This window comes from Actinoplanes sp. CA-131856, assembly GCF_050956135.1.
In the GTDB taxonomy this organism is placed as follows: Bacteria; Actinomycetota; Actinomycetes; order Mycobacteriales; family Micromonosporaceae; genus Actinoplanes.
Window position 1 is genome coordinate 8682603 of the sequence record NZ_CP191849.1, and the last position, 21668, is coordinate 8704270.

Annotated in this window: 22 protein-coding genes; 16 read left to right on the forward strand and 6 right to left on the reverse strand. The window is 67.5% G+C overall.

What is annotated here, in order from left to right; all coding sequences use genetic code 11:
- The first annotated feature begins 25 nt into the window (after window positions 1–25).
- The 5 genes from ACQP2X_RS39650 to ACQP2X_RS39670 all read left to right on the forward strand — a co-directional run bounded on the left by ACQP2X_RS39650 (window position 26) and on the right by ACQP2X_RS39670 (window position 3781).
- Window positions 26–1633 (forward strand): VWA domain-containing protein, encoded by a 1608-nt coding sequence (locus ACQP2X_RS39650; protein ID WP_498690734.1) that lies wholly within the window; start codon window positions 26–28, stop codon window positions 1631–1633.
- Between the two features lie 44 nt (window positions 1634–1677).
- The gene (locus tag ACQP2X_RS39655; protein ID WP_498690736.1) at window positions 1678–2301 is read left to right on the forward strand and encodes a hypothetical protein; all 624 of its coding nucleotides are present in this window, start codon (window positions 1678–1680) and stop codon (window positions 2299–2301) included.
- Between the two features lie 135 nt (window positions 2302–2436).
- A complete protein-coding gene (locus ACQP2X_RS39660; protein WP_498690737.1) occupies window positions 2437–2889 on the forward strand; it encodes a DUF4262 domain-containing protein in 453 nt (150 codons plus the stop codon).
- A gap of 3 nt (window positions 2890–2892) precedes the next feature.
- Window positions 2893–3297: a hypothetical protein gene (locus ACQP2X_RS39665; protein WP_498690738.1), complete on the forward strand. Its 405-nt coding sequence runs from the start codon at window positions 2893–2895 to the stop codon at window positions 3295–3297.
- Window positions 3298–3301: 4 nt separating this feature from the next.
- Window positions 3302–3781 (forward strand): hypothetical protein, encoded by a 480-nt coding sequence (locus tag ACQP2X_RS39670; RefSeq protein ID WP_498690739.1) that lies wholly within the window; start codon window positions 3302–3304, stop codon window positions 3779–3781.
- Between the two features lie 765 nt (window positions 3782–4546).
- Here ACQP2X_RS39670 and ACQP2X_RS39675 read toward each other — a convergent pair.
- Complete coding sequence (locus tag ACQP2X_RS39675) at window positions 4547–4822, reverse strand: hypothetical protein (protein WP_498690740.1); 276 nt, start codon at window positions 4820–4822, stop codon at window positions 4547–4549.
- 218 nt (window positions 4823–5040) lie between these two features.
- Window positions 5041–8223, reverse strand: coding sequence for a BTAD domain-containing putative transcriptional regulator (locus ACQP2X_RS39680; RefSeq protein WP_498690741.1), 3183 nt, complete (start codon window positions 8221–8223; stop codon window positions 5041–5043).
- Window positions 8224–8513: 290 nt separating this feature from the next.
- Here ACQP2X_RS39680 and ACQP2X_RS39685 point away from each other — a divergent pair, with 290 nt between their 5' ends.
- Window positions 8514–10376 (forward strand): Hsp70 family protein, encoded by a 1863-nt coding sequence (locus tag ACQP2X_RS39685; RefSeq protein ID WP_498690742.1) that lies wholly within the window; start codon window positions 8514–8516, stop codon window positions 10374–10376.
- Window positions 10377–10562: 186 nt separating this feature from the next.
- Here ACQP2X_RS39685 and ACQP2X_RS39690 read toward each other — a convergent pair whose 3' ends face one another.
- The gene (locus ACQP2X_RS39690) at window positions 10563–11732 is read right to left on the reverse strand and encodes an SAM-dependent methyltransferase (protein ID WP_498690743.1); all 1170 of its coding nucleotides are present in this window, start codon (window positions 11730–11732) and stop codon (window positions 10563–10565) included.
- A gap of 448 nt (window positions 11733–12180) precedes the next feature.
- On the opposite strand from ACQP2X_RS39690, the gene ACQP2X_RS39695 reads away from it, so the two are divergent.
- From ACQP2X_RS39695 to ACQP2X_RS39725, 7 genes are all read left to right on the forward strand, one after another.
- A complete protein-coding gene (locus ACQP2X_RS39695) occupies window positions 12181–12537 on the forward strand; it encodes a hypothetical protein (protein ID WP_498690744.1) in 357 nt (118 codons plus the stop codon).
- 531 nt (window positions 12538–13068) lie between these two features.
- Complete coding sequence (locus ACQP2X_RS39700; RefSeq protein ID WP_498690745.1) at window positions 13069–14751, forward strand: asparagine synthase-related protein; 1683 nt, start codon at window positions 13069–13071, stop codon at window positions 14749–14751.
- Window positions 14752–14885: 134 nt separating this feature from the next.
- On the forward strand, window positions 14886–15389 hold the full coding sequence (locus ACQP2X_RS39705; protein WP_498690747.1) for a ricin-type beta-trefoil lectin domain protein: 504 nt from the start codon (window positions 14886–14888) through the stop codon (window positions 15387–15389).
- A 63-nt stretch (window positions 15390–15452) separates the two neighbouring features.
- Entirely contained in the window at window positions 15453–15998 is a 546-nt protein-coding gene (locus tag ACQP2X_RS39710) for a hypothetical protein (protein ID WP_498690749.1), read from the forward strand.
- A complete protein-coding gene (locus ACQP2X_RS39715; protein ID WP_498690751.1) occupies window positions 15995–16381 on the forward strand; it encodes an S-adenosylmethionine decarboxylase family protein in 387 nt (128 codons plus the stop codon). The genes ACQP2X_RS39710 and ACQP2X_RS39715 overlap by 4 nt, the downstream gene beginning before the upstream one ends.
- Window positions 16382–16407: 26 nt before the next feature.
- Window positions 16408–16644, forward strand: a complete 237-nt coding sequence (locus ACQP2X_RS39720; protein ID WP_498690752.1) for a DUF397 domain-containing protein — start codon at window positions 16408–16410, stop codon at window positions 16642–16644.
- Between the two features lie 156 nt (window positions 16645–16800).
- Entirely contained in the window at window positions 16801–17145 is a 345-nt protein-coding gene (locus tag ACQP2X_RS39725) for a histone-like nucleoid-structuring protein Lsr2 (RefSeq protein ID WP_498701160.1), read from the forward strand.
- Window positions 17146–17454: 309 nt separating this feature from the next.
- Here the strand turns inward: ACQP2X_RS39725 and ACQP2X_RS39730 are convergent, their stop codons facing one another.
- On the reverse strand, window positions 17455–17838 hold the full coding sequence (locus ACQP2X_RS39730) for a hypothetical protein (protein WP_498690753.1): 384 nt from the start codon (window positions 17836–17838) through the stop codon (window positions 17455–17457).
- A gap of 553 nt (window positions 17839–18391) precedes the next feature.
- Here ACQP2X_RS39730 and ACQP2X_RS39735 point away from each other — a divergent pair.
- The gene (locus tag ACQP2X_RS39735) at window positions 18392–18673 is read left to right on the forward strand and encodes a colicin immunity domain-containing protein (RefSeq protein WP_498690755.1); all 282 of its coding nucleotides are present in this window, start codon (window positions 18392–18394) and stop codon (window positions 18671–18673) included.
- Between the two features lie 152 nt (window positions 18674–18825).
- Here ACQP2X_RS39735 and ACQP2X_RS39740 read toward each other — a convergent pair whose 3' ends face one another.
- Window positions 18826–19122, reverse strand: a complete 297-nt coding sequence (locus ACQP2X_RS39740) for a hypothetical protein (RefSeq protein ID WP_498690757.1) — start codon at window positions 19120–19122, stop codon at window positions 18826–18828.
- A gap of 398 nt (window positions 19123–19520) precedes the next feature.
- Between ACQP2X_RS39740 and ACQP2X_RS39745 the strand changes: the two genes are divergently transcribed.
- Entirely contained in the window at window positions 19521–19997 is a 477-nt protein-coding gene (locus ACQP2X_RS39745) for a hypothetical protein (protein ID WP_498690759.1), read from the forward strand.
- Between the two features lie 51 nt (window positions 19998–20048).
- Window positions 20049–20402, forward strand: a complete 354-nt coding sequence (locus ACQP2X_RS39750; RefSeq protein WP_498690761.1) for a hypothetical protein — start codon at window positions 20049–20051, stop codon at window positions 20400–20402.
- 602 nt (window positions 20403–21004) lie between these two features.
- Here the strand turns inward: ACQP2X_RS39750 and ACQP2X_RS39755 are convergent.
- Window positions 21005–21154, reverse strand: coding sequence for a hypothetical protein (locus ACQP2X_RS39755; protein ID WP_498690762.1), 150 nt, complete (start codon window positions 21152–21154; stop codon window positions 21005–21007).
- Between the last annotated feature and the right edge of the window lie 514 nt (window positions 21155–21668).

Sequence of the window (21668 nt, forward strand, 5' to 3'; positions counted from 1 at the left end):
CCGTCCAAGCCGCAGGAGGCACCTGATGACGCAATCCAACAAGCACCGCCGCCCCGGCAAACCGACTGCCCCTGTCGCCCCGGACGGCGACTGGCAGCCCTGGTCCGACGCCTGGACCAAGCACATACCTCTCCTGACCGGCCGCGCCGACCTGCACGTGTTCGTCGCCCCGGGTGCCGGCGGCGGCGCCCCGGAATGCTTCTACCCCGCACTACGGCGCATCGAAGTCGACGCGAACTACATCGCCGACACACCGCAGATCGCCGACCCTCGTAAAGCCGGCCACAAGCGGCTCGCGCCCGTCGGCTACGGGCTGCTCGTGCACGGCGCCGCGCACGCCGCCCACAGCCGGTGGACGGCGCCGGCGGGCACAGCGCCGATCCTCGCCGAGGTCGCCGACCTGCTCGAGGAAGCACGGGCCGAAGGCCGGCAACGTGGCGGTCGCCGCGGCGACCGCCGCTGGCTCCGCCAGCCTGTCTTCACCATCCTGATCGACCCGAGGACGGCACCGGTCGACGACCTGTGGCATGCCGGCGTGCTGGCCGCGCTCGTGCTGGCCCGCGTCGACGCCCGCATCCTGACTAACAAAGACGTCCGCAGCATCAAGGCCGCCGTCACCGCGGTCCTCGGCCGGTCACGCCTGCGCCGGCTCCGCGAGGTCTGGAAACGAGCACACCAGGTCGATGACACCGACGCCGGCACCATGATCGAGCTGGCGCGCCGATGGTGCGAGATCCTCGACATCGATCCGAACCGACATCGCACGGTCCCCACCGCGGATGCGGGCGAGTTCCCGGGCCGCCTCGAGCAGGCCTTGACCGACTTCCTCGCCGTCGCCCTCGGGCTCACCCTCGCCGACTATCGTGCGCGAGTCCTCGACCGGCGCTACCCGGCTCCCAGCGACTGGCCGTCATTTCCCCCTACCGCCGAGCAGCATGCCGCGGCCCGCACGCTCGCCGCCAGGATCCGCAAAGCCCGAACCCGCAACCCCGAAACCGTCCGGCACGGCGTCGTGCTACCACCAGGCCGGCTACGTACCCGGCACGCGATCACCGCCGACGCCCAGGCAGCCGCCGGGCAGACCCCGACCGCGCAACCGTGGCAGCACCGCACCCAGCAACCACCACCGAAACCGACCCTGCACCTCGCCGTCCTGGTCGACCTGTCCGGCTCCATGCACGCCTACGCGACCCAACTGTCGGTCGCGGCGTGGATCTTCGCGCACGCCGCCCACCGCGGCCAGGCCGTCACCACCACCATCGGCTTCGGTGACCGCACCACCCTGCTGGTGCCGCCGAACAACCGCCCCAGCAAGGTCCTGCACATGCAGCCCGAAGGCGGCACCCACACCTTCACCGACGCCGTGAAACTCGCCGACCGGCTGCTCGAGCTGCGCCACGGGCGCACCCTACGGCTCCTCGCCGTCGTCTCCGACGGCCACCTCGCCGACAAACCCGCCGCCCAAAAGCTGATCACCACCCTGCACCGGGCCGGATGCGCCGTGCTGTGGCTGCACCCCGCTGCCAAGCGCAACCACACTTTCACCCACACCACCACGATCACCGTCGCCGATCCGGTCGACGCCGTCTCCCACATCGCCGACGCCGCCGTCACCGCGATCGAGAACGCCTGACCCTGGCGCACGGAGCCGAACGTGCCCCGCAGCAGGGTGTCGATATGCGCCTGCTGCGGGCCCGTGCCCGGCTGGCCACTGCCCGGCAGCACGGGCCCTGCACTGCCCACGCGGGCACCGACATGCCCGCCGCCGGCATCAGGCGTGACGGCTGCCTACCCGACCGCCCCTTCACATCGACGAAGGAGGTGGTCGCCATGGGCGCCGACATGCTCTTGCGCGACCGGTATCTACCCGCCGGCATCAGCCTCGTCCTGCCCGCGGCCAAGGCCGTAGCCAGCACGCTGTGCCGGCAAGCCAGCGCCGCGGATCTGCGCATCCTGCTCGAAAACGACTGGATCAGCCACCCCACCCTGTACGACTACGACCCGACTAACACGCGGATCGCCGAGCAATCCGACGAACTGCGAGAGACGGTGGCTCAGAGCCTCCAGCGGCTGCTCGACACATTCGCCGCTTCCCTGCACGAACGCGACGTGGCCCGGTTCCGATTCGACCGCCCAGGACCGAGGCCGGCATCGACGCCCACGTCACCGGCGGCTACGTCAATGACAGCAGCCCCACCGACAGCTACGACGCCTGGGCGGTCGTCTATGACAGCGACGCGTTTCCCGACGACTGGTGCGCCCGGATCGGCGCCGCCGGCCTGCTGCACCCGGCCGGGATAGGCCGGCCCGCGCTCACCGTCACTTTCCACGCCTGGGCCTAGAGCCCTGCCGAGCGCTGCCGCCGGTTCGCGCGGCGGTGCCCGGCAAGGCCACATCGCACTCTGCGATCCGAAGGAGAACCCGCTCATGCCGAGCATGGCAGACATCCTGCAGCAACAGCGCGAGATCATCGACCGGGCCGGCTGGTCCGTCGTACACGTCTTTCCCTCGCCTGACGACCCGTCCGCCTGCGCCCCGTTCACCTACACCGTCGGCCTCACCACCCATGGTCACCCGGAGCTCCTGCTCAGCGGGCTGCGCCCTGACATCGCGCAGAGTCTGCTCAACGACCTCGCCCGCCGTGTATACGACAGATCCGAGCGATTCGCCCACGGCCAACACCTCACTGACGTCCTCGTCGGCTACGACGCGGTCATCGTCGACGGCCCGCCAAACGACGACCTGCATCCCGGCGTAGCGTTCGCGCTCTACGGAGACGGCAAGGTGCGCGTTCAACAGCTGGTCTGGCCCGACGAGCACGGCCGTTTTCCCTGGCAAGACGGCTACGGCTACCCGCCGCATGCGCAACCCCTGATCGGGCACCCATAGCCGATGCCAGCCGACGGCCGAAGGGCTGATGAACGACCACCTGTTCACTTAAGCCCCTACTTGATCGCCGATGCGAAGCTCGGGATCGTCGCGCCTTCGAGTGAGACTGAACCGGCCCGTGATGCGCGCTTGCCGATCGTGACGGCACCGTCAAGGCGAACAATGCAATCGCCGATCCACTACCTCGGCTCGGGCGTCGCTGCTGAAACCCATGTCAGCACCGACCGATCCGACGTGCCCTTTGTCATCGAGGTGTTTTCGCATGTCGGCGCACGTTTTACCAGGGAGGATCTGTGCCATCCCAGTTTGTCTACGCTCGACCGGTCGGGCTCGTTGGTATGTCACCGGATCGCGTCGTCGAGCGCCGCAGAGGTTCCGGCCTGGGCGTGCCTGGTTGCGCTACGTTGACGTCATGAAATCTCAGGCCGAGAAGCTCTGGGGTTGGATGCAGATCGACATTCCCCGTACAGACGAAGGCAATCGGCTTCGGATCGTCATGGGCGCGGTCGGCCTCACCCGGGAAGAGGCTCGCGCCGGCGTGCAGGGCCTGCTCGATGCCTGGCCGCACCTAGCAGAAGCAGCCGCCACGTGGAGCGCAGGACACACGACCGACGACTACCTCTACAACAACGCGCTGTCCTCTGTAGCGATTTTCGCCTACGAGCCGCACCAGGATCCGCTTGACGGAGCCAACCAATGGATGGCCTGGTTCGTACGTGAACGCGCCCGGAAGTACGACCCGAAGATCTACGTCGACCCGATCGGGGTCACCCAAGGCGTTGTTGAACCCGAGCATCATCCAGAGTTGACCGCGTCTCCCGTCAACCACGCCCCCGCGGGCCGTACACACCAGTCGTCGACGGGTGGCTGGTGGCGGCGACGCCGGCATTGATCAGCTTGCCCAGCCAGCCGCCTTTGGGGCCGCTGGGCGTTGGCCGTCGCGAGCTCGACGCCTTGCGTGACGGGCGATCACCGGCGACCCGGGCTCGCTGATCGACATGCTCGCGCTCACCCGGTGACACCTACATGGTGGGCGCGAAAGTCACGACATTGATCCTGACGGCGGGCTGAGCCCGGGCTCCAGAACGGCCGCCATTCGGAGCCCGACTCTCACGACTGAAGCCAGCCGGCCCCGCTGGCGGATTCTGGACGGCTGCCGCCCTCAAACGACGGTGGCCGTCCAGCTCCTCGTGGTCCGGGCGCCGTAACGCTCGGACCACGAGTGGGAATAGGGTCCTTTCCTCGTTGTGGTCTGATTGAACGCCATCCGGGCAGACGTGGCGGCAGGAATCCCGCCCCTGCCAGGGGTATCGCTAGAGGCCAGAGCAGAAACAAGCCCCAAAAAGCGAAGAGGAAGCCGATCATCAGGTCGGCCAGCGCCGCAATAATGCACACCGTTGAAAAAGACTGCCGATTCTGTGTGGCGAAGGGTGGTGCCAACAGAGCTACAGACCAGACACCGAAAAACAGTGCCGGGATTGCACCACCGTTCGCGGCGGCGAATCCGACCATCCCGGCGCTCCAGGCGATGGCGAGGCCGAGCAGCACCCACCGGCACACCACAACCCATGGAACTTGAACGCGTTCAACCACGCTGCAACCCTATGCACATGGCCGACCGCCTGTCACGGTTGAGCCTCTGAGGTCAAAGGCAAGGTCAACCCTGGTCTTCAAGCTCCTTACGCTCGGCCCCAATCGTGTCGTGTGCCCGCTGCCACAGCATGATGTGCCCGGTTCCGGGGAGCTGACCGTAGCGGCCGACATTGTCGGAGAATCGCTTCGGGTTGGCGGCGACCGCTTCCAGTGCCTTGCGCCACGCGAACGCGACCACACCGGTCGGGTCGCCACTGCCCTTGCCGATGGCGTCACCCAGCGCCTTGAAGGCCTGTTTCTCTACCTCGGAGATGCGTCGCTCGTCGTCCTGATCCGGCATGTTTACTCCACGACGTATCTGAGAATAGCCATAGTGTTATTACTTATTGTAATTATTCGATCACTGAGCGGCAAGTCGCGACCGGCTCTACTTCACGCTGCTAAAGACGAGCCGTGACAGGACGCAGCAGGGCTTCCCCGTCATCGACCGCCGCGATGTGCGGACGAACCAGTCCGACCGCATCGGCTGGGTGCCGGTAGGTAGCGATCGTGGGCGGCTCAGATGGTGCCGTTCGTGGTTTTGATGTCGGTACGGTGGCCGGGGCGTTGTAGGTCGACGATGAGTTGGTCGGCGAGGGCGGTGGTGTCGTCGCCGGGTTCCGCGTCGATCTCGGCCAGCGCACGGTCGAGAGCGCGCCGCAGGCTGCGGATGGCGTCGAGGTGCCCGAGTGCGGCGCGAGCCCGCATCGCTCGCTGATATAAATGCTCGCTGTACGGACTGTGCCCGATCGCTGCTTCGAGCACGCGAACCTGGGCTGCGGGATCCTCGGTGAGGATGTCGGCCAGCGCGAGGTGGGCGTCGAGGGCTTGCTGACGGATGGCTTCGCGGTAGGACTCGGCCCACTCGTAGTCAGCTCCGTCAGCGAGCGGGCCGCGGTACGTGTCGACCGCCTTCTGCAGGGCGTCGATGCGCTGGCGGGGGTCGCTGGCCTGGCGTGCAGTGCGGATCGCTGCACGCACCCGCCACAGGTCGACGTCGACGACGTCCGGGTTGAGCGTGTACCGCTGGGGTGGGTGAGTTAGATAGGTGGCGGGGCCGCCGATACGGCGCATGACCGACCGCAGGTCGGAGACGTAGGTGTGCAGCCGTTCCGGAGCTTTGCTGGCGGGGACGTCTGGCATCAAGTCGTCAAGGATGGCTTCGACGGTGGCGCTGCCGTCGTGGACGGCGAGGTAGACCAGCAGTTCGAGGGCTTTGCGGCGTGGCCGCCGGTCGGCATGGGTCGCTACGATGCTGGCCTCACCGAGCACGGTCACCTCGACCTTGCCGGGCCTCCGGGTGTCGTCGCCGGCATCCTGCGCCGTCGGGTCTTCGCTGGTGAATGTGGTTGTAGGGTCGGGCCATTGCAGGGCGGCGCCGTTCTCGGCGTAGCGGTCGCTGGTGGGCGCCTCGATTTCATCTGTTGGTTGGATGGCGACGTGCCGGACGGCGCTGGCTGCCGGATCGGCTGGCATCGAAGCCGACGGGTCGGTGGCGAGCGTGTCGAGGGCGGCGCGGCCAGTGGTGGTGAGCCGCCAGAGGTTTTGACCGCTCTCGGCGCGGGTCGCCTCGGTGTGACCGGTGTGTTCGCACTGGACGAGTTTGGCGGTGGCGGCCGAGTATGGCAGGTCGAGGTGGGCGGCGACCGTGGCTGCGGTCGCGGCCTCGAGATCGGCTAGCGCGGCCGGCACCCGGCACGCGTCTTCTCCAGGCGCGGCGGCAGGGTCCGGGTTCGCTGGGCATTCGGCGGTGCTGTGGTGCGACGGAGCTGCGTCGGCGGCGGGTGGCTGCTGCGGGAGTCCGGTGTGTGCCTCGGCCAAGGTGGTGATCACCGCGACCGTCTCGGTAGGGGTGAGGACGGCGAGCCGGCCGACGTCGGCGGGGTGGCGGCCGTGGCCTGCGCTGGCGCCGGGGGCCGTGGTGCCGTCGGTGTCCACGATGATGGTGTCACCGGCGGGCCAGTCACCGAGCAGAACGCCGTGGATGTCGAGGCGTTGGCCTTGGGCGAGCAGGGCGGCGATACGGGCGCGTTCGTGGTTGCCGCCGACGTCGGCGATCAGCAGGGTGGGCGGGGTGCCTTCTTCGTAGGGGTCGGCGGCGCGCATCGCGGTGACGGTGTCGACCTCGTGCCCGTCGACCAGGCGGCTTCGGTGCAGGATCTGCTGTTCGAGCGTGTCGAGGGCTTCGGCGAGATCGTCGGTGACGATCAGCCGCGGAGTACGGGGCAAGGTAGCCGTGGCGGCCCCGAGCAGGGTGGCCGCCGTGGTGGAGGGCAGTACCACGCGGCAGGGTCCGGCGTCGGTGTCATGGCCGGCGAGGGCAGCGGTCAGGAAACCGCGGGCCGCCGAGTGGGCGCCGGGTCCGGTCAGGCCGAGCCCGGAAGCCGGCCACGCCGCAGCCGTGTTGCTCAGTGTCGGCACGACCGGTGCGACTGCGGCGGGAGCGGAGCGGGTCTCGGGGTCGTCGACCAACGGTTCGGGTCCGTCCTCGTTCTCGTTCGCGTTCAGGGATGGGGCGGCCGGGCCGATGCCGGACATGTGGCGGGTGTGGGTGGCCGGGGCGGACAGAGGGGCGGTCCAGCTCGCTGCGTCGGCTTGTGTGTCGGGGGCGTGGTGCAGTCGGCGACGGATCTGAGTGATGACCGGCGGCATGGGTGCTAGGTCGGGATCGTCGAGGCGCAGCTGTGGGGAGATGCTGCGGCCGGTGTAGCGCCGGCGGCGGTGAGCCCAGACCGCAGCGGCGGCTGTGGTGATCGCTACGGCTAGGCCGACGTCCAGCCAGCTGCCGGTGGCCAGTTGCAGGCCGACGGCTGCGTCGCTGCGAGGGGCGCGTTCGGGGCTGCGCGGTGCGGCGGTGTGGCTACCGGTGCCGGCTTCCGGTTCACCGCTCGGCTCGGGTGTGCTGGCGCTGCCGGAGGGTGCGGCATTCGCGGGCGCCGTCGTGGGGGCGGGGGGCGTCGGTGTGTCGGGTCGGGGCTCGCCGGTACGAGGGTCGGCGGGTGCGTGGGGCTGCGGGAATCCGGTGACGGTAATATCTGGCAGCCGGAGTTTCCAGCCAGGGAAGATGACGTCCGGGTCGGTGAACGTACCGCCCACCTCGGGGAAGTGAGTGCCCCGATTGAGGGCGAAAATGGTGGGCCAGGCGTTCTCGTCGCCCAGGCAACGCTTGGCGATGTCGGACAGTGTGTCGCCCTTGCGGACGACGACATGCCGGCTGGCGCCGCTTGGTGTTGAAGCCGTGTCGGTTGTGCTGTTGGCCGGGGACGGCGGGGGCTGGGCGGTCTGCTGCGTGTCGGTTGCCGTGTCGTGGTTGTCGGCGGCTGTCGCGGTGACCGGGATGGCCTGTGCGGCGGTCGCGGTCAGCGGCGCGGCGACCGCGGACGCACCGATCAGGGCCGCGGCCATGCCGTGCGTCGGCGTGGGTAGCAGCCTACTGATTCTCGTCCAATGCAGCCGGGCTAGACGGCGCGCCGTCGCCGTCACCGTAAGAACGGTGATCGTCGCCCAGACTAGCCATGCGGCTAGCCATCCGGTGATGCCGGCGGCATCGCCGTACAGCGGATTCAGTGCCCATGCCTCGATCTGCTGGGCGGAGGGAAGGCGCTGCGGCAGTCCACCAGCGGCGATGAAGAACAGGGGCACACCGATGATCAACGTGGCCGTCGTCGATATTTTGATGAGAACGGCGATCAGGCGCATCATCTTCGGACGTTTTCCTCCCGCGTTGCGGCCCGTTAGCCGAATTGGTGGCCAGCACCGTGAACCGGCTCATGCCCGCAGCGGGCCTGGTGACGGCGCGAGGCGCGCCAGCTGACGTCGGCGCTAGGCCGCGATCCGGCTGAGGCCCACTAAACGGTGCTTACGACCACTTACCATCGTTAACACAGCGGTTCAGCGGACTGGAACACCCGGTTACTTCGTGCAAATGCGGCGGGATTCGCCGACTGCCGCACTGGAGATCGGCTGTTTAACTGACCGTTGTGTATCCACACTTGACGATCGACTATGGGACGGCCTGCACGCGGGCGGTACTTTCCTGGCCGGACGGTCGTTGGACGCCCCTGAGTTTCGACGCAGGCACGGAATTGACCAGCGCCGTCTATGTTGGCGACGGTCAGATCGTGGCCGGCGCCGCAGCCTGGCAGCACGCGGGCAACGATCCCGACGGATTCGTCGTGGCGCCGCTGCGCGCGGCGACGGAGCAGGTCAGCGTGCGCGGTGTCGCTGTCGAAGTCGCCGATCTGGTCGCGGCGACCTTGCGGCACGTACTGGCCCAAGCGCAGCGAGTCCTTGGCGAGCCGCTGCGGCACGTCCGGCTGGTCGTGCCGGCCAGCTGGGGGCCGCGCCGCCGGACGTGGCTGCGTCACGCCTGCCGCCGCGCGGGGCTGCCGGTCACCGAGCTGATCGAGGCCCCGGTAGCCGCACTGCGGGCGGGCGGAGCCGCCGGCAGCACACCGGCGCCGGGAACCACCATCCTGGTGATCGACGTGGGCGCCGGCAGTGAGGCCACTGTCGTGTCATACGGGCCGTCCGGCTGGGAGGTGCTCTCCACACTCGCCGACGCGGATGCCGGCGGCGACCGGATCGACACCGCTCTGACCGCGACGCTGACCGGCAGCGAGGATGAGCACCTTCCCGCTGGGCAGCGGTGGATGATGCTGGCCGCTCTCCGAACCGCCAAGCAGTCGCTGACGTCGCAGCCGGCCGTCACTCTGCCCCTGCCCGCCGACCGGCCGCCGGTGGTGATGACCATCGCGAGCTTGCACCAGAGCGCCCGGCCGGTCCTCGAACGAACCGCCGCTCTGGCGGCGACGGTGGTGGACAACGCCGATCTGACCCTCGGCCAGATCGATTCGGTACGCGTTATCGGTGCGACGGCGGGCATCCCGGCCGCGGGCGACATGATCGCCGCGAAGCTCGGCCGGGCCGTACAGGTGGACACACACCCGGACCTGGCGGCGGTGCGCGGCGCCGCCGGAATGTTGGGCCGGATCGGGCCGGCCCCCGCACCGGTAGGGTTGCCGCCGCTGCGGCGGTTGCTCGCCCTAGGCGTGTCAGGGCTGGCGGCCCTGGTCGTTTACACGCACTTTCTGCTGTCGGCCGAGTTCAACAACGGCACCCCGCAGTACCGCAGCGAGTGGTACTACGTTTGGGCCGGCTGGGGTGAACTCAGCGTCGCCTGTGTTCTGGTCGTGGTGACGGCCATGCAGGCAGCCGGACTGTTCACGATGTTGCTCGAACAACAAGGCCCGACCGACCGGCTCGCTGAGCGGGCACCGCTGCGCATTGGCGCCGGTATCCTGGCCGCGGCCGTAGCCAGTGTGGCCACAGCCGGGGTCCTGGCCGTCACCGCGGCGGTGTTCTTCGCCCAGCCGATCTCCCTGCTGCTGCGATGGGCGCTGCTGCCGATCCTGCCGATCCTTGCCGCCGCTCTGCTACTTGCCTGGGCCGGCCGAGCCCTACCCCACACACCCACCCACAGCTGGGACGCGGTGCTCGCCTTTCCCGCCAGCTCCGTGCTCGCAGCGGCCGCCGGCATCGCCGGGGTGACGCTACGGTGGCTCGGCCCACCGAACCCCTGGTTCAACGACTGGTTCCATCCCCTTGGCGCCATCGGCGGATTCCTCGTCGGCGTCGCGATCGCCTGCGCGCTGGTGCGGCATCTGGCCGCACGGCTGCTGCTCGCCGTGCTGATCGGATTCTTCACGCTGATCGTGTCGCGCTCCGGTCCTGGCATCCCCGCCGTCATCTACGCCCTGACCGTAGCGTTCTGGTACGCGTCACGCGCCTGGATGGTCCACCGGCGCGGCCAGACATCCGGCGACCGCGGCGGGCTCGCCACAGCGGCGAGCTGACCGGTGCTGCGTGATCGCCGCGCCTATCGAGGCTGCTCCACTCGCCGCCGTGTGGATCACGCAAGGTCGGCCGGTAGTCACGATCGATGGCCACACTGATCGCACGCGGGAGGGAAACTCGGTAAGAGTCGCCGCGCACCCTGGGAAAACCATTGCCGGCGGGTGATGGCCTGCCGGGCGGGAGAGCTAGGGTTTGATCCCCACCGCGGCGTACATGGCGGCGTCGCGCGGGCGGACACGGTCCTGCGCTGCCACCGTCGGCCGCCATTCGGTGACCGGCGAGATCCCCGGCTCGACCAGTCGCAACCCGTCGAAGAAGCCGGCGAACTGCCCGCGCGTGCGCGCGAAGGCGTCAGGCTTGCGGCCGCGGTACCTTGCCTCGGCCGCGGCCAGCTCCTCGGCGGTGGCGAAGTCGGGGGTGATGTTGGTGGCGGCCAGGCAGCTGCCGGAGGGCAGAGCGCCCATCAGATGGTGCACGATAGCGTTCGCTTCGTCGTAGTCCTCGATGAAGTGCAACACCGCGATCAGCATGACCGCCACCGGCCGGCTGAAGTCCAGCGTCTGCCGCACCGTGGCATCGGCGAGGATCTGCCCCGGATTGCGCAGGTCCTGCTCGATGTAACTCGAGCGGCCCTGCGGTGTGCTGGTCAACAGGGCCCGAGCGTGCGCCATGACCATCGGATCGTTGTCGACATAGACCACGCGGCTCGCCGGGTTGAGGCGCTGGGCGACCTCATGCGTGTTGTCGGCGGTCGGCAGACCGGTGCCGATGTCCAAGAACTGATCGATACCGGCCTCACCGGCCAGGTACGTCACCGCCCGCTGCAGGAACCTGCGATTCTCGACGGCCAGTACCCGCACCGTCGGGTACGCCTTCTCCAGCAGGTCACCGGACTCGCGGTCAGCGGCGAAGTTGTCCTTACCGCCGAGCCAATAGTTGTACCGGCGCGCGGGATGCGCGACGGAGGTATCGAGGTTTTGGGCACGGGCTTGGATTTCGTCCATCGATAGTCCTTCCCGAGGCCGTATGACCCGATCCGGGGAGGTTCCGGCCGCGGACACCGCCGGACGCTCCATGTCCTCCATTATGGACACTGCGATCATACCGAGGTCGGTTAGTGCCCACACCTGCCTGCGGGTACCTTCCACCGCGCGTTGCTCGACCAAGCCGAGCTCGCGCAGGCCCTTGAGTTCAGTGCTGATGTAGCCGTCACCGGGCGACTGCCCCTGCTGGCGCATCAATCCAGCCCTGATCTCGGCGTAGCGGCTGGGCCTATCGGCGAGAAGGCGCAGGATCGGCGCATGCCACGCGTGGCCGAGGACCTGCTTGGCCAGCTCCAGTCGGGAAAGCGTCACGCGAGTCGTCCTATCCTGCGGCTGGCGCGTCGAGGGCGTACCGAGCCCGGCAGCCGGCTGCTTACCCGTGAGCCCGGCCCGAGGTCGGTGATCAGATTCGGCCTGACGCACGGTACGCGAAAGATAGTCGCATTTCCATACCTTGAAATAACTCAAAGTCTCTGCACCCACACCTTCGACGACACCGGCTGCGGTCAGCCCCCGCGCGCAGACCGCGCGCTGTCGCAAACCCTTCAACGCGCCGTCGGCGCGCGCCGCAGGGCTCGGTGAGCCCGGCCACCCGCACTTTCAACCACGCCAAGCATCGCGGCGCAGCGGGCCGTCAGCGTCGAACACATCGCTTCGACGGCGCATCCGTGACGGCGCTTCCTCGAGAGCGCATTTTGGGCACCGTAGCGCGCACCTCTCGAAATGCGATAAACAAACGTTTCAACTCGGTGATCGATTGATGGCCGACACGATCTGGGGGCGGAAAGTGGACGCGGGTCAGGGGTACGAGTCGTTGGCACGAATCCAATCGCTGGTACATCACCTTTGGGATGCCACCGCATTGATGTGTCTCGACCGGCAACCACTTCGATACACCGAACTGCACCGGCGGATGAGCGCCATGACGGCGTGCCACCTCACCGAGTCCGAGCTGACACGGACGCGTCATCGACTCGTCAACACCCGCATGATCCGAGAGTCGCGCAGCCCGGCCGGCAGCAAGGTGTATTTCATCACCGACCTGGGCCGGCACCGCCTGGAGCAGATCCGAATCCTGCTCGAGGTGGCACCACGCATCGAGGCGGCCAGGGCCTAACCGCCCAGCAGCTCACGGCGGTATCACCGGTGCCGCCACTCGGCGGGCGCCACCCACACGCACGCGTCCCGACTCTGAGCGCCGGATGAGCCCGCTTCGGCACTGACGCTCATATCCGGTGCAGGCCGGCACGAAGCAGGGGCCGCAGTGGTAGTCACCGATGCCCGTCGCGCGAGTCGGCGCGCGACTGGGACCTCAACGAACGTCGGCATAGACGCGACGGCGGCCACCACTCGCACATCAGCGAAGTCGACCTTTGCCGCCGTACACCGAGTTTGCTCGTAACCTCGGTTCGTGCAGTGCTCACGGAGACCTCAGTCGTAGCGACTAATCGCTCTACAACGATAAATCTCTATGCGTGAAAACACTTTGCGTATCAGTTCCGATCGCCGATGCACCCAGACCCGAGATCGGCCGGACATCGCTTCGTTCGTCGCCGCGTGAACGCAGTTGCAGCACTCAATGCCGGGCTCGGCCGCGAGCCACGTTCCCAGGTTCGGCCCCACGGCGGGCCGATGAGGAGATGCGGCGATGACCGTCGTCGGCTGGACCCGCTGCGGCCAGCGTCGCCAGCTCGGACAACAGCCAACGCCGACGGCGGGCCAGGCAGGGCCCGCCGGTGCCGCTTTCAGCGTGCACAGCGGACCCGCAACTGATCAGGTGGCCGTTCGCGGGGCCGCCACTCAGACCAATCTGGCGGTGGCGTTCGAAGGCCGGCTGACCAACCATGACCGGCTCGCGCACCAGCTCGGCCGGCACCACGGCGAAAGCAGCGCCGAGGTGGTGCTGGCCGCATATCGGCGGTGGGGACCATGGCTGGTCGATCGGATCGAAGGAACCTTCGCGATCGCCATCTGGGACGGCCAACGCGACCACGTGCTCCTGGTCAGTGACCCCCTCGGCGCCAAGACCTGGCTGTACCACGTCAGCCGCAGCGGCCTCATCGCGGCGACCACCCTTCGAGGATTACTCGCCCACGCATCCCTCGATGCGGTCGTGGACGCCGACGGGCTCAACGAACTGCTCACACTCGGCCCGGTGTACACACCCGGGCACGGCGTGCTGCGCGGTGTGTCGCAGCTTCCCGCCGCCCATCTCGCCCACGTAGCCACCGGGCAGATCCGCAGCCTGCCGTACCGGCAGTGGCACCCCGACCCGTACCGCCCCAACGTCGACGACAACGCCGCCACCGTTCGCCAGTTCCTGGCCGACGCCACCATGCCGCTACGCGAACGGCCCGCCAGCACAGTGCTGCTGTCCGGCGGAGTCGCCTCAGCCGTGGCAGCTGCCTTCGCCACCCACGGGCTGGACCCGCAGCAACGGCCCACCGCCTACACCCTCACGCTGACCGGTCCCTGGAACCAGCCGCCGGGACCCGGCCGGCACGTCACCGCCGCGGTCGCGGCGGCCACGCATTTGGACCTGCCCCACCAGAGCACCCGAGTCCACGCGCGGGACGTCCTGCTGTACGCAGCACATGCCCGCGAGGTCCTGAACCTGCCCGGGGAACCAGGCACCGACGCCCTATCGCTCACCCTGCTGCGGCACATCGCCACAGCCAGCGTCTCCGCGGTAAGCGGCGACGGCGCCGCCGGCGTATTCGGCGACTACCCCTGGCTGCACCACGGCGACCTGCGGGCAGAACACACCTTCCCCTGGCATCGACGCGGGCACACACCGGGCGACCTGCTGACCGAACAAGCGCGCGCCCACCTCCGGCCCAGCGACTACCTCACCGCGCGCTCTGTTGAGGCCAACGACACCGTCACCTACCTGCCCGGCGATGACGCCGCCGCTCGCGCCCACCGCCGCGCCGCGCACCTCACGCTCAGCCACTACCTGCCCGCCCACCTCCACCGGGCCGACCAACTCGCCACCGCCACCAGCGTCACCGTCTACACCCCGTACGCACACCGCGAGCTGGCCCAATACCTGTACACCGTGCCCTACCCACTGCGGCACCTGCTCGGCATCCGCCACGGCCTGCTCAGACACGCCACCGCCGACCTGCTCCCCGCCGAAATCGCCTGGAAGCCGGACCCGCCAGCCCCGTCCGCCACGGCACTTCCCGCCTGGCACGCCCAGCGACGCGACACCTCCAAGCGCTGCTCACCGATCCGGCGCAACCGTTGTACGCGCTCATCGACCGCGCCCGCATCGCCGAAGGGCTACGACACCCAGGCCAGCGCCGTTCGGGCTGGCGCCACACCGTGACCCGACTGCTCGAGGTCAACGCCTGGCTCGCCCAGCACCGCGTCTCCCTCGGCTAACCCCTTCCCCCAGCCCGCCACGGCCCAACCGGGCCCTGGTGTCGATCCCGCACGCCCAGCGACAGGAGGAAAACACCGATGCGTCACATCCTCAAACGGATCGCCGCGTCCCTCGCCACCGCCCTCATCCTCACCGGGAGTTTCACCACCCCGGCCCACGCCGCCAGCTATTGGCAGATCAAGTCCGTCCGCACCGGCACCTGCCTCTACAGCTACCCCGACCGGGTCGCTGGCTTTGCGCTCAAACCCTGCAGCACCGCCCCCGTGCAGTACGGGCGGTGGTCGGTCACCAACGTCGGCAGCTACAACAGGCACTCACTGTGGCAGATCCGCCGGCACAGCGCCGACTGCCTCGGCGTGGAAGGCAGAACCGACGACCTCGACCTCTACCGGTGGCCCTGCAGCGCTCTCGGTAGCCGCGTCGTCTGGGAAGTCTTCTCCGTCGGCAACGGACGGATCGTGCTCAAGAGCTTCGGCGCGTTCCGCACCTGGGGCCAGCACCGCTGCCTGGACTTCACCTACAGCTCCCCGCTGCTCGGCGCGTGCAGCCTCACCAGCACCACCAAGCAGATCTACCTCTAACCCCCGCCCTCGCCGCCCGGCCCGCTCAGCACGACCGGGCATCCAGCTGATCGGAGACGCCCTGTGACCCTCGCCGCGCATACCCCGACCATCCCCGACCTCGACGCCGCCTGGCGCCTGTACGCCGAGATCTTCGCCGAGGTCAACGAGCTTGCCGCCCAACGCCACCTGATGACCGAAGCCGAGTTCGCCGACGTGTTCCACGACCCGCGGATCCTGAAGTTCTTCGTGCACGACGAGGCCGGCGATCTGGCCGGCATGTCGGTGCTCACTCAAGACCTGTCCGCGTGGCCGTTGATCTCCCCGCAATACTTCGCCCGGCACTGGCCTCAGCACTACCAACGCCGAGCGATCTGGTACGTCGGCTTCGTCGGCGCCCGCCCAACCTACCTGCACGGCTTCCGCGAGCTCGTCTCGGGAATGTACCCGCACGTGATCGCCAGCGCCGGGATCGCGGTCATGGACTTCTGCGCCTACAACATCAACCAGCGCCGGCTCCCGTCGATCACCCACAAGCTGCTCGGCTGGATGAACCCCGACGCCGGCATGCACATCGCCGACGCCCAGACCTTCGTCGTCTACGACTTCAACGCCGCCGAAAACGCATGATGCGCCGCCAACACCAAACCACCGACGCAGACTTCGCGTTCGGCCTCGAACTCATCATGGACATCGACGGCTGCAGCCCCGATACGATCGCCGACGCCGCGACCCTGCGCCGCTACGTCACCGAACTGGTCGACCGGATCAAAATGGTCGCCTACGGCGACACCTGGATCCACCACTTCGGCCACGCCACCGCCGTCACCAGCGGCTACACCGCATTCCAGGCCATCGAGACCAGCTCCATCATCATCCACGTCAGCGAAGGCCTACGCCGAGTCCACATCAACGTCTTCTCCTGCCGGCCCTTCGATCCCCGCGACGCCATGGACTACAGCGAAACCTTCTTCGGCGGCGCGAACACCACCTACACCATCCTCGCCCGCTGACCAGAATCCCCAACCAGGAGATCCACTTGCTCACAGCCACGCAACTGACCGACGCCCGATGGCGAAAGAGCGCCCGCAGCAACGGCAACGGCGGCAACAACTGCGTCGAAGTCGCCTTCCTCGACACCGGCATCGCCATCCGAGACAGCAAGGACCCCAACGGCCCGGCCCTACTATTCACCACAGCTGAATGGGCCGCGTTTCTCGGCGGCGCCCAGGACGGCGAGTTCGACCTTCCCAAAGGCACGCAGCCCTTACGGTGACACCCAGCGACAGCCGTCCGACAGGCGATCAGCAGACAACCTAGCGGGCTACGGTGGCCAATCGCGATGCCATGGCGTCACTACAGGTGCCGCGACATCGCGTTGGCCACCCACCGACCACCAATGACCGCAACCGTCCTTGAGAGAGAGAAACAGATGGCCAGGCAAATCGTCACAATCCTCACTGACGACCTCGATGGTGGCGAAGCCGAACGAACCATCGAGTTCTCCCTCGACGGCGTCAGCTACTCCATCGATCTGTCCGACAAGAACATCGGCGAACTTCGCACACGGCTCGACCCGTTCATCGCCGCAGGAACGCGAATCGGCCGTACCGCCACCGTCCGGCGCTCAATCCAACAAGCCGCAGTGCCATCGCCCGCATCCAACCGGGACCAGAACAAAGCCATCAGGCATTGGGCGATCAAGCACGGCCACCCGGTATCACCGCGAGGCCGCATCCCCGCCTCAGTCATCGACGCCTACCACCGCAACGCCTAGCTATACGCTCGGAGCCACGCGATAACCCGAACTCGCCGCCAGGTCACCGACACGAGCTCCAGCGAATGCACACGCCATCGTCGCCCTCAGCTGCCGGGAAAGTCTGTCCCAAGTCACTTCTGTTCGACTCCCAGGGCCCCGAGCTTCGAACCGTAATAAGGAGGTGAGTTGCTTGGACATGCCTATGCGATCCGTTCCCATCATTTCGGTCCTGACCACGGTCGGTCGTTTGCTGGACAAAGAGCGGACCGCAGCCGGCACTTTCGTGGCTGGCTGCGGTCCAGGGTCGATAATCAGCGGGAGCTGATGTCAGCTAGGGCCATAGGTGCGATATTCCGCAATGATTTCGCCGGTGATGAAGACGGCAAGGAGGCCCAGGACGCAGGCTGTGGAGATCAGCGACAGTAGTCCCATGGTTTTGCGTCGTTCGTCGGGAATCCGGATCTGCGCGAGTAGAAGCGGCAGGATCGTCGGCCATAACGAGATGTCGAGTTGAGCTACGCCAGCGATAAATATCAGTGGCACCAATGCGAGGGTCACGACCCTGAAGATTGTCCGGTTTGAGATTAGCGGCGGTATTGCCAGTACGATTGCGTACACCAGGTAAGTCCTGCCGAGGTAGGTCTCATGATAGTCCCTGGCTTGGTAGATGAACCAGGTGGCTGCCGCCCACGCGAAGGGCAAGGCCGCCATGAGTCGCTGGTCCCAAGTGACCCGCCGGCGCCTGTTGGCTGACCCGCTTCCACCGCGCTGCTTGGCGCCGCATTGTTTGAGCATGTGATCGACGGTCCTGTCTTTGCGTGGCCTGAGCTCGCAACCATCGTGGTCATCGTAGGCGTGTCGGCATACCGAGCGTCGGTCGAACTGCGGCTGCAGCGCTGCCCGACCGACGGATCGTTTACCGCGTTCGCACTCCGTTCTCCCAGCGCATGTCACGGTTGGCTGCCGGGGGGATGGGCTCAGGACGCTGATGCCTCCCCCGTATCCGCCGAGGTAGCGGACACCGTTGGGCGTGTACTGGTACGCCTCAAAGTTGGGATAGCCGTCACCGCGGATTTGAACCGACGTGCGGCCCCCAGGTCCGAGGGATACCTTTGCTGAAGCATCAACTGCGGCGACTGGGAACTTGCTGTTCAAGCCGTGGAATTTGGCTTCCATCGTCCCGTTGGATCCGCTGGAACTGGATCAGTGGCTGGAAGCTAAACGATCAGCAGTTTAATAACGTCTCGATGAGGGGGAGCTTGTAGTGGCCGAGTCCATCGTTCCGCAGACCTACGTGGATCTGTCGAGACTGCTCATCGACCAATCCATTAGTCCGACTGACTTCATGACGCGCTTCCTGGCGGATTTCAAGAATGAGAAGCGGTTCTTCGACGAGCGTACCGGGGCGATACTTAACGCACTGTTCTATGCTGCAGAAGAATTCGTTGACCACCCGTCTACGAGGCCGAATGCCGTCGGTGAGTTGCAGTTGCGAGCGGCCGCGTGCAACCTCCTCGAATTTATTGAGGCGCAAAATGATCAGTAACCGGCGAGCATAGGCAGCCAGATTGCCTCTGCGGCCGGGTGACGCTTGCCAGTCGTCGCCCGGTTCGCGGCGATCACGTCGGTAACTATGCGTAGTTGTCGGCCGCCTTGAGTGGTCGCCGGTCGCCGGGGGTGCCGTTAATGCCACGTAGCTTAAGTTGATCTTGGTGGTCGTGGTGGCATTTTGTGTATGCGGATCGTGGCGGGTGCAGGGTGGTAGATGCTGGATGGTTCGTTGTGTTTCTTGACCCGGGCGATCTCCTTGAGCCGGGCATCGTCGGCGTCGCCTGGCTCAGGCGGAAACAGCGGCTGCCGATCGGCCAGGCCGTCATCGGGTAGCGGGGCCGATGGGACCGGCTTGAACTCGAGCGGCCGCTCGATGTGCATGGCGAACCAATCAAGACGCCGGCGCAGGGCCTTCAGTACGACCTCGACCTCGGCCGCGACCACGGTCGAGGTAGTACGCCGACGCCGACGCCGGGCAGGCTCCGCTGGTCGTGACGGCTCTGGCCGCGCTCGAGGCCCAGGCCGCGATCAGAGTCGAGCCGGCGCTGTGGGAGCACATCCGCGGGGCTGCGCGGGCTGATCGACATGAGCCTGTCCCCGCGCATCGCTGTGGACGTCGCGGCGCTGGCCGCCCCGCTGCTGCAGGCACGCCCCGCAGCAAATCCCGCTGTACGGGGCGCAGATGATCGCCGAGGTCGTCCACGCCGCTCAGCAGACCACGGGCGTCGCCCTGACGCGTACCGCGGGTTCCCGGGTCCGGTGACCGAGCTGCCGATGCCGTAGCTGACCTCGCCCCCGGCGCGGCTTATCCCGGTCGCCGCACATCACGACGGGGAGAAGACGTGGACGACGGAGAACTCTGGGGCGAGGCGAGCGTGTCCTTCCCCGACCGGAGCGGCACCGCGCAGCTGGACGAGCGCAAGACCCTTCCGTGGAAAGGGTTGCTCGGTGCCGTCGGCCTCGACGGCGAGCAGTGGGAGGTACTCGGCTTCGACATCGGCGGCGGCGAACACGGCTACGAGCTGCGGATCATCGCCACGCCCCGCGACGTGTGGGAGAAGGCTGCGGCCGGCGATGCCGAGATCGAGGCGACGGAGTTCCTCGTTCACGACGTCGACCCGCTGGCGATCCTGCGGCAGATGATGCACGTGTTCGAGTTGAGGATGCGCGGTAGCGAGGGCCAGGCGGTGCGGATCCGATCGCGCTCGGACCTTCCCGCGGAGTTGTTCGTCGACGATTTTATTCGGACCGCAGGCCTGAGCATCGGCCACCGCGGCGCCGGGCGACACCTCTCAGCTTCCATCCCGGCGCCTGGGTGAGCGCGCCGAGTTCCGTTCGGCCTGCTGACGTCGCTGGGCTACGGTCACGTGATGATCAACCCCGGCAGTCAGCCCGTCGACGGCGCCCGCGAGGAGCTCGCCGCGGCGAACCTCGCCACGTTCTGGGCCGAGCTGCGCGAGCAGGCCGCGCTCGAGAGCGAGACGCGCCGCACCGGCGGCGAGGTTGGTGAGCCGGTCCAGGAAAGCGCCGCCGACCGGGATGGGCGGTTCGGCTGGACGGTGGTCGTGAACGGTCAGCCGGTGCAGATCCTCATGCCCGGGGTGGAGGAGGCCGTGCTGCGCGGGCTCGACGCCCAGACGCCCTGCCTGCTGATCAACGGGGAGGCCCGTTGGTGGAGCAGCGCGGTGTACGCGGCGGCCGCCTTGCCCCGCCCGGGCGAGTAAGGCCACGGATTCGCGTAGGAGGCAGGATTACACAATGGTGTGCGACTCAGGTCCGGAACCGGGAGACCGGAACTCGATTCCGAGATCTCTGCGCCGAGTTATTGACCCGAACTTACGCAGGTGAACGAAGCGGTCATTGCAGCTCGATCGGCTCAAGCAATCGGCCGCATCTGGCCACGTGCCGTGCCGCCAACTGCTCGATCGTGGGTTGTACTTGCGGCTCGACGACATGCAGCTCCTCGCGGCTTGTTCCCACCCATTCCACCGACGCGGTCCCAACGGCCTCGACCAAAGGCTCGACGGCCTCGGCCAGGCTCCTGGTGCCCCCGCGAGCCGTCACGGGTGAGCAGGTTGTTACGCCGCACGAGCTAGCCGGCGGCCACGGCCGCCTCCAACGCTGCAAGCGGGATTTGACGCACAATGCCGACCACCGCGTTCGCGCCGAGGAAGAACAGCCGGCCGGCCAGTCCGACTGCCACGGCGGCGTCTGCTGTGCTCGCCTCGAATCCCGCCGCAAGTAGAAGGGCGCCGGGCCGTCTCTACCCAGCTTCCCGCTGAGTCGGCGACGCTTAGACGAGCGAACACATTGTCGGCGCTCAGGATCACGGTCGGCGCGAGAGTTCGGCAACCGCCACGGTTTCGACGTCGTCCGGGTCGCCGCGCATCGCCTTCGGCAAACTCTGCTCGTCACGCAGGAACGGGCGTGCCCGCAGGCTCATGCAGTCCCCGGGACGCATGTCCACCACCGACACGCGCGTCGTGATTTGCTCACATAACGTCCGCCGCGCCCGCACCCGGTCGACGTCCGTCGACGCCGCTACCTCGGGAAGCCGCTCGGTTCCGCCGGGATGTCCCTGCGGGAGCCTTGAGGACCTCAACTCGAGATCACGTCCGCGCAATGGGTTGGCTGCGCAGTCCCCATGGCGGTGTGACCGACGGAAGTACAAGCTGCTCCGTGGCGGCGGCATAGGCAGGGACGAGACGGCCCGAACCATGCTCATATGTGTGTTGCCCAAACCAGCTGACCGAAGCGGCCGCAGCGACGATCTTGACGCCAGCGGTAGCTGCTGAGGCTGCCGCCTTGGCTCCGGCTCCGGAAGCTAGCGATCTAGCACCGGCTTTGAGGCCCTTGTCGGCGACGCGTAAAATCGGACCCCCTAGCGACGCCTGGGGGTCCGATTTCAGCCGTCGTTGACACGGTGCGCCCGCCAGCCCGACCCGCCGTCGGGTGATGGGGTCACCTGACGGACCGAGGTCGGTACGGCG

Coding starts and splice junctions, on each gene's coding strand:
- ACQP2X_RS39650 (WP_498690734.1), top strand. CDS start 26: ATGACGCAATCCAACAAGCACCGCCGCCCCGGCAAACCGACTGCCCCT.
- ACQP2X_RS39655 (WP_498690736.1), top strand. CDS start 1,678: ATGCGCCTGCTGCGGGCCCGTGCCCGGCTGGCCACTGCCCGGCAGCAC.
- ACQP2X_RS39660 (WP_498690737.1), top strand. CDS start 2,437: ATGGCAGACATCCTGCAGCAACAGCGCGAGATCATCGACCGGGCCGGC.
- ACQP2X_RS39665 (WP_498690738.1), top strand. CDS start 2,893: ATGCCAGCCGACGGCCGAAGGGCTGATGAACGACCACCTGTTCACTTA.
- ACQP2X_RS39670 (WP_498690739.1), top strand. CDS start 3,302: ATGAAATCTCAGGCCGAGAAGCTCTGGGGTTGGATGCAGATCGACATT.
- ACQP2X_RS39675 (WP_498690740.1), bottom strand. CDS start 4,822: ATGCCGGATCAGGACGACGAGCGACGCATCTCCGAGGTAGAGAAACAG.
- ACQP2X_RS39680 (WP_498690741.1), bottom strand. CDS start 8,223: ATGATGCGCCTGATCGCCGTTCTCATCAAAATATCGACGACGGCCACG.
- ACQP2X_RS39695 (WP_498690744.1), top strand. CDS start 12,181: ATGGCCGACACGATCTGGGGGCGGAAAGTGGACGCGGGTCAGGGGTAC.
- ACQP2X_RS39700 (WP_498690745.1), top strand. CDS start 13,069: ATGACCGTCGTCGGCTGGACCCGCTGCGGCCAGCGTCGCCAGCTCGGA.
- ACQP2X_RS39705 (WP_498690747.1), top strand. CDS start 14,886: ATGCGTCACATCCTCAAACGGATCGCCGCGTCCCTCGCCACCGCCCTC.
- ACQP2X_RS39715 (WP_498690751.1), top strand. CDS start 15,995: ATGATGCGCCGCCAACACCAAACCACCGACGCAGACTTCGCGTTCGGC.
- ACQP2X_RS39725 (WP_498701160.1), top strand. CDS start 16,801: ATGGCCAGGCAAATCGTCACAATCCTCACTGACGACCTCGATGGTGGC.
- ACQP2X_RS39730 (WP_498690753.1), bottom strand. CDS start 17,838: ATGGCGGCCTTGCCCTTCGCGTGGGCGGCAGCCACCTGGTTCATCTAC.
- ACQP2X_RS39750 (WP_498690761.1), top strand. CDS start 20,049: ATGATCAACCCCGGCAGTCAGCCCGTCGACGGCGCCCGCGAGGAGCTC.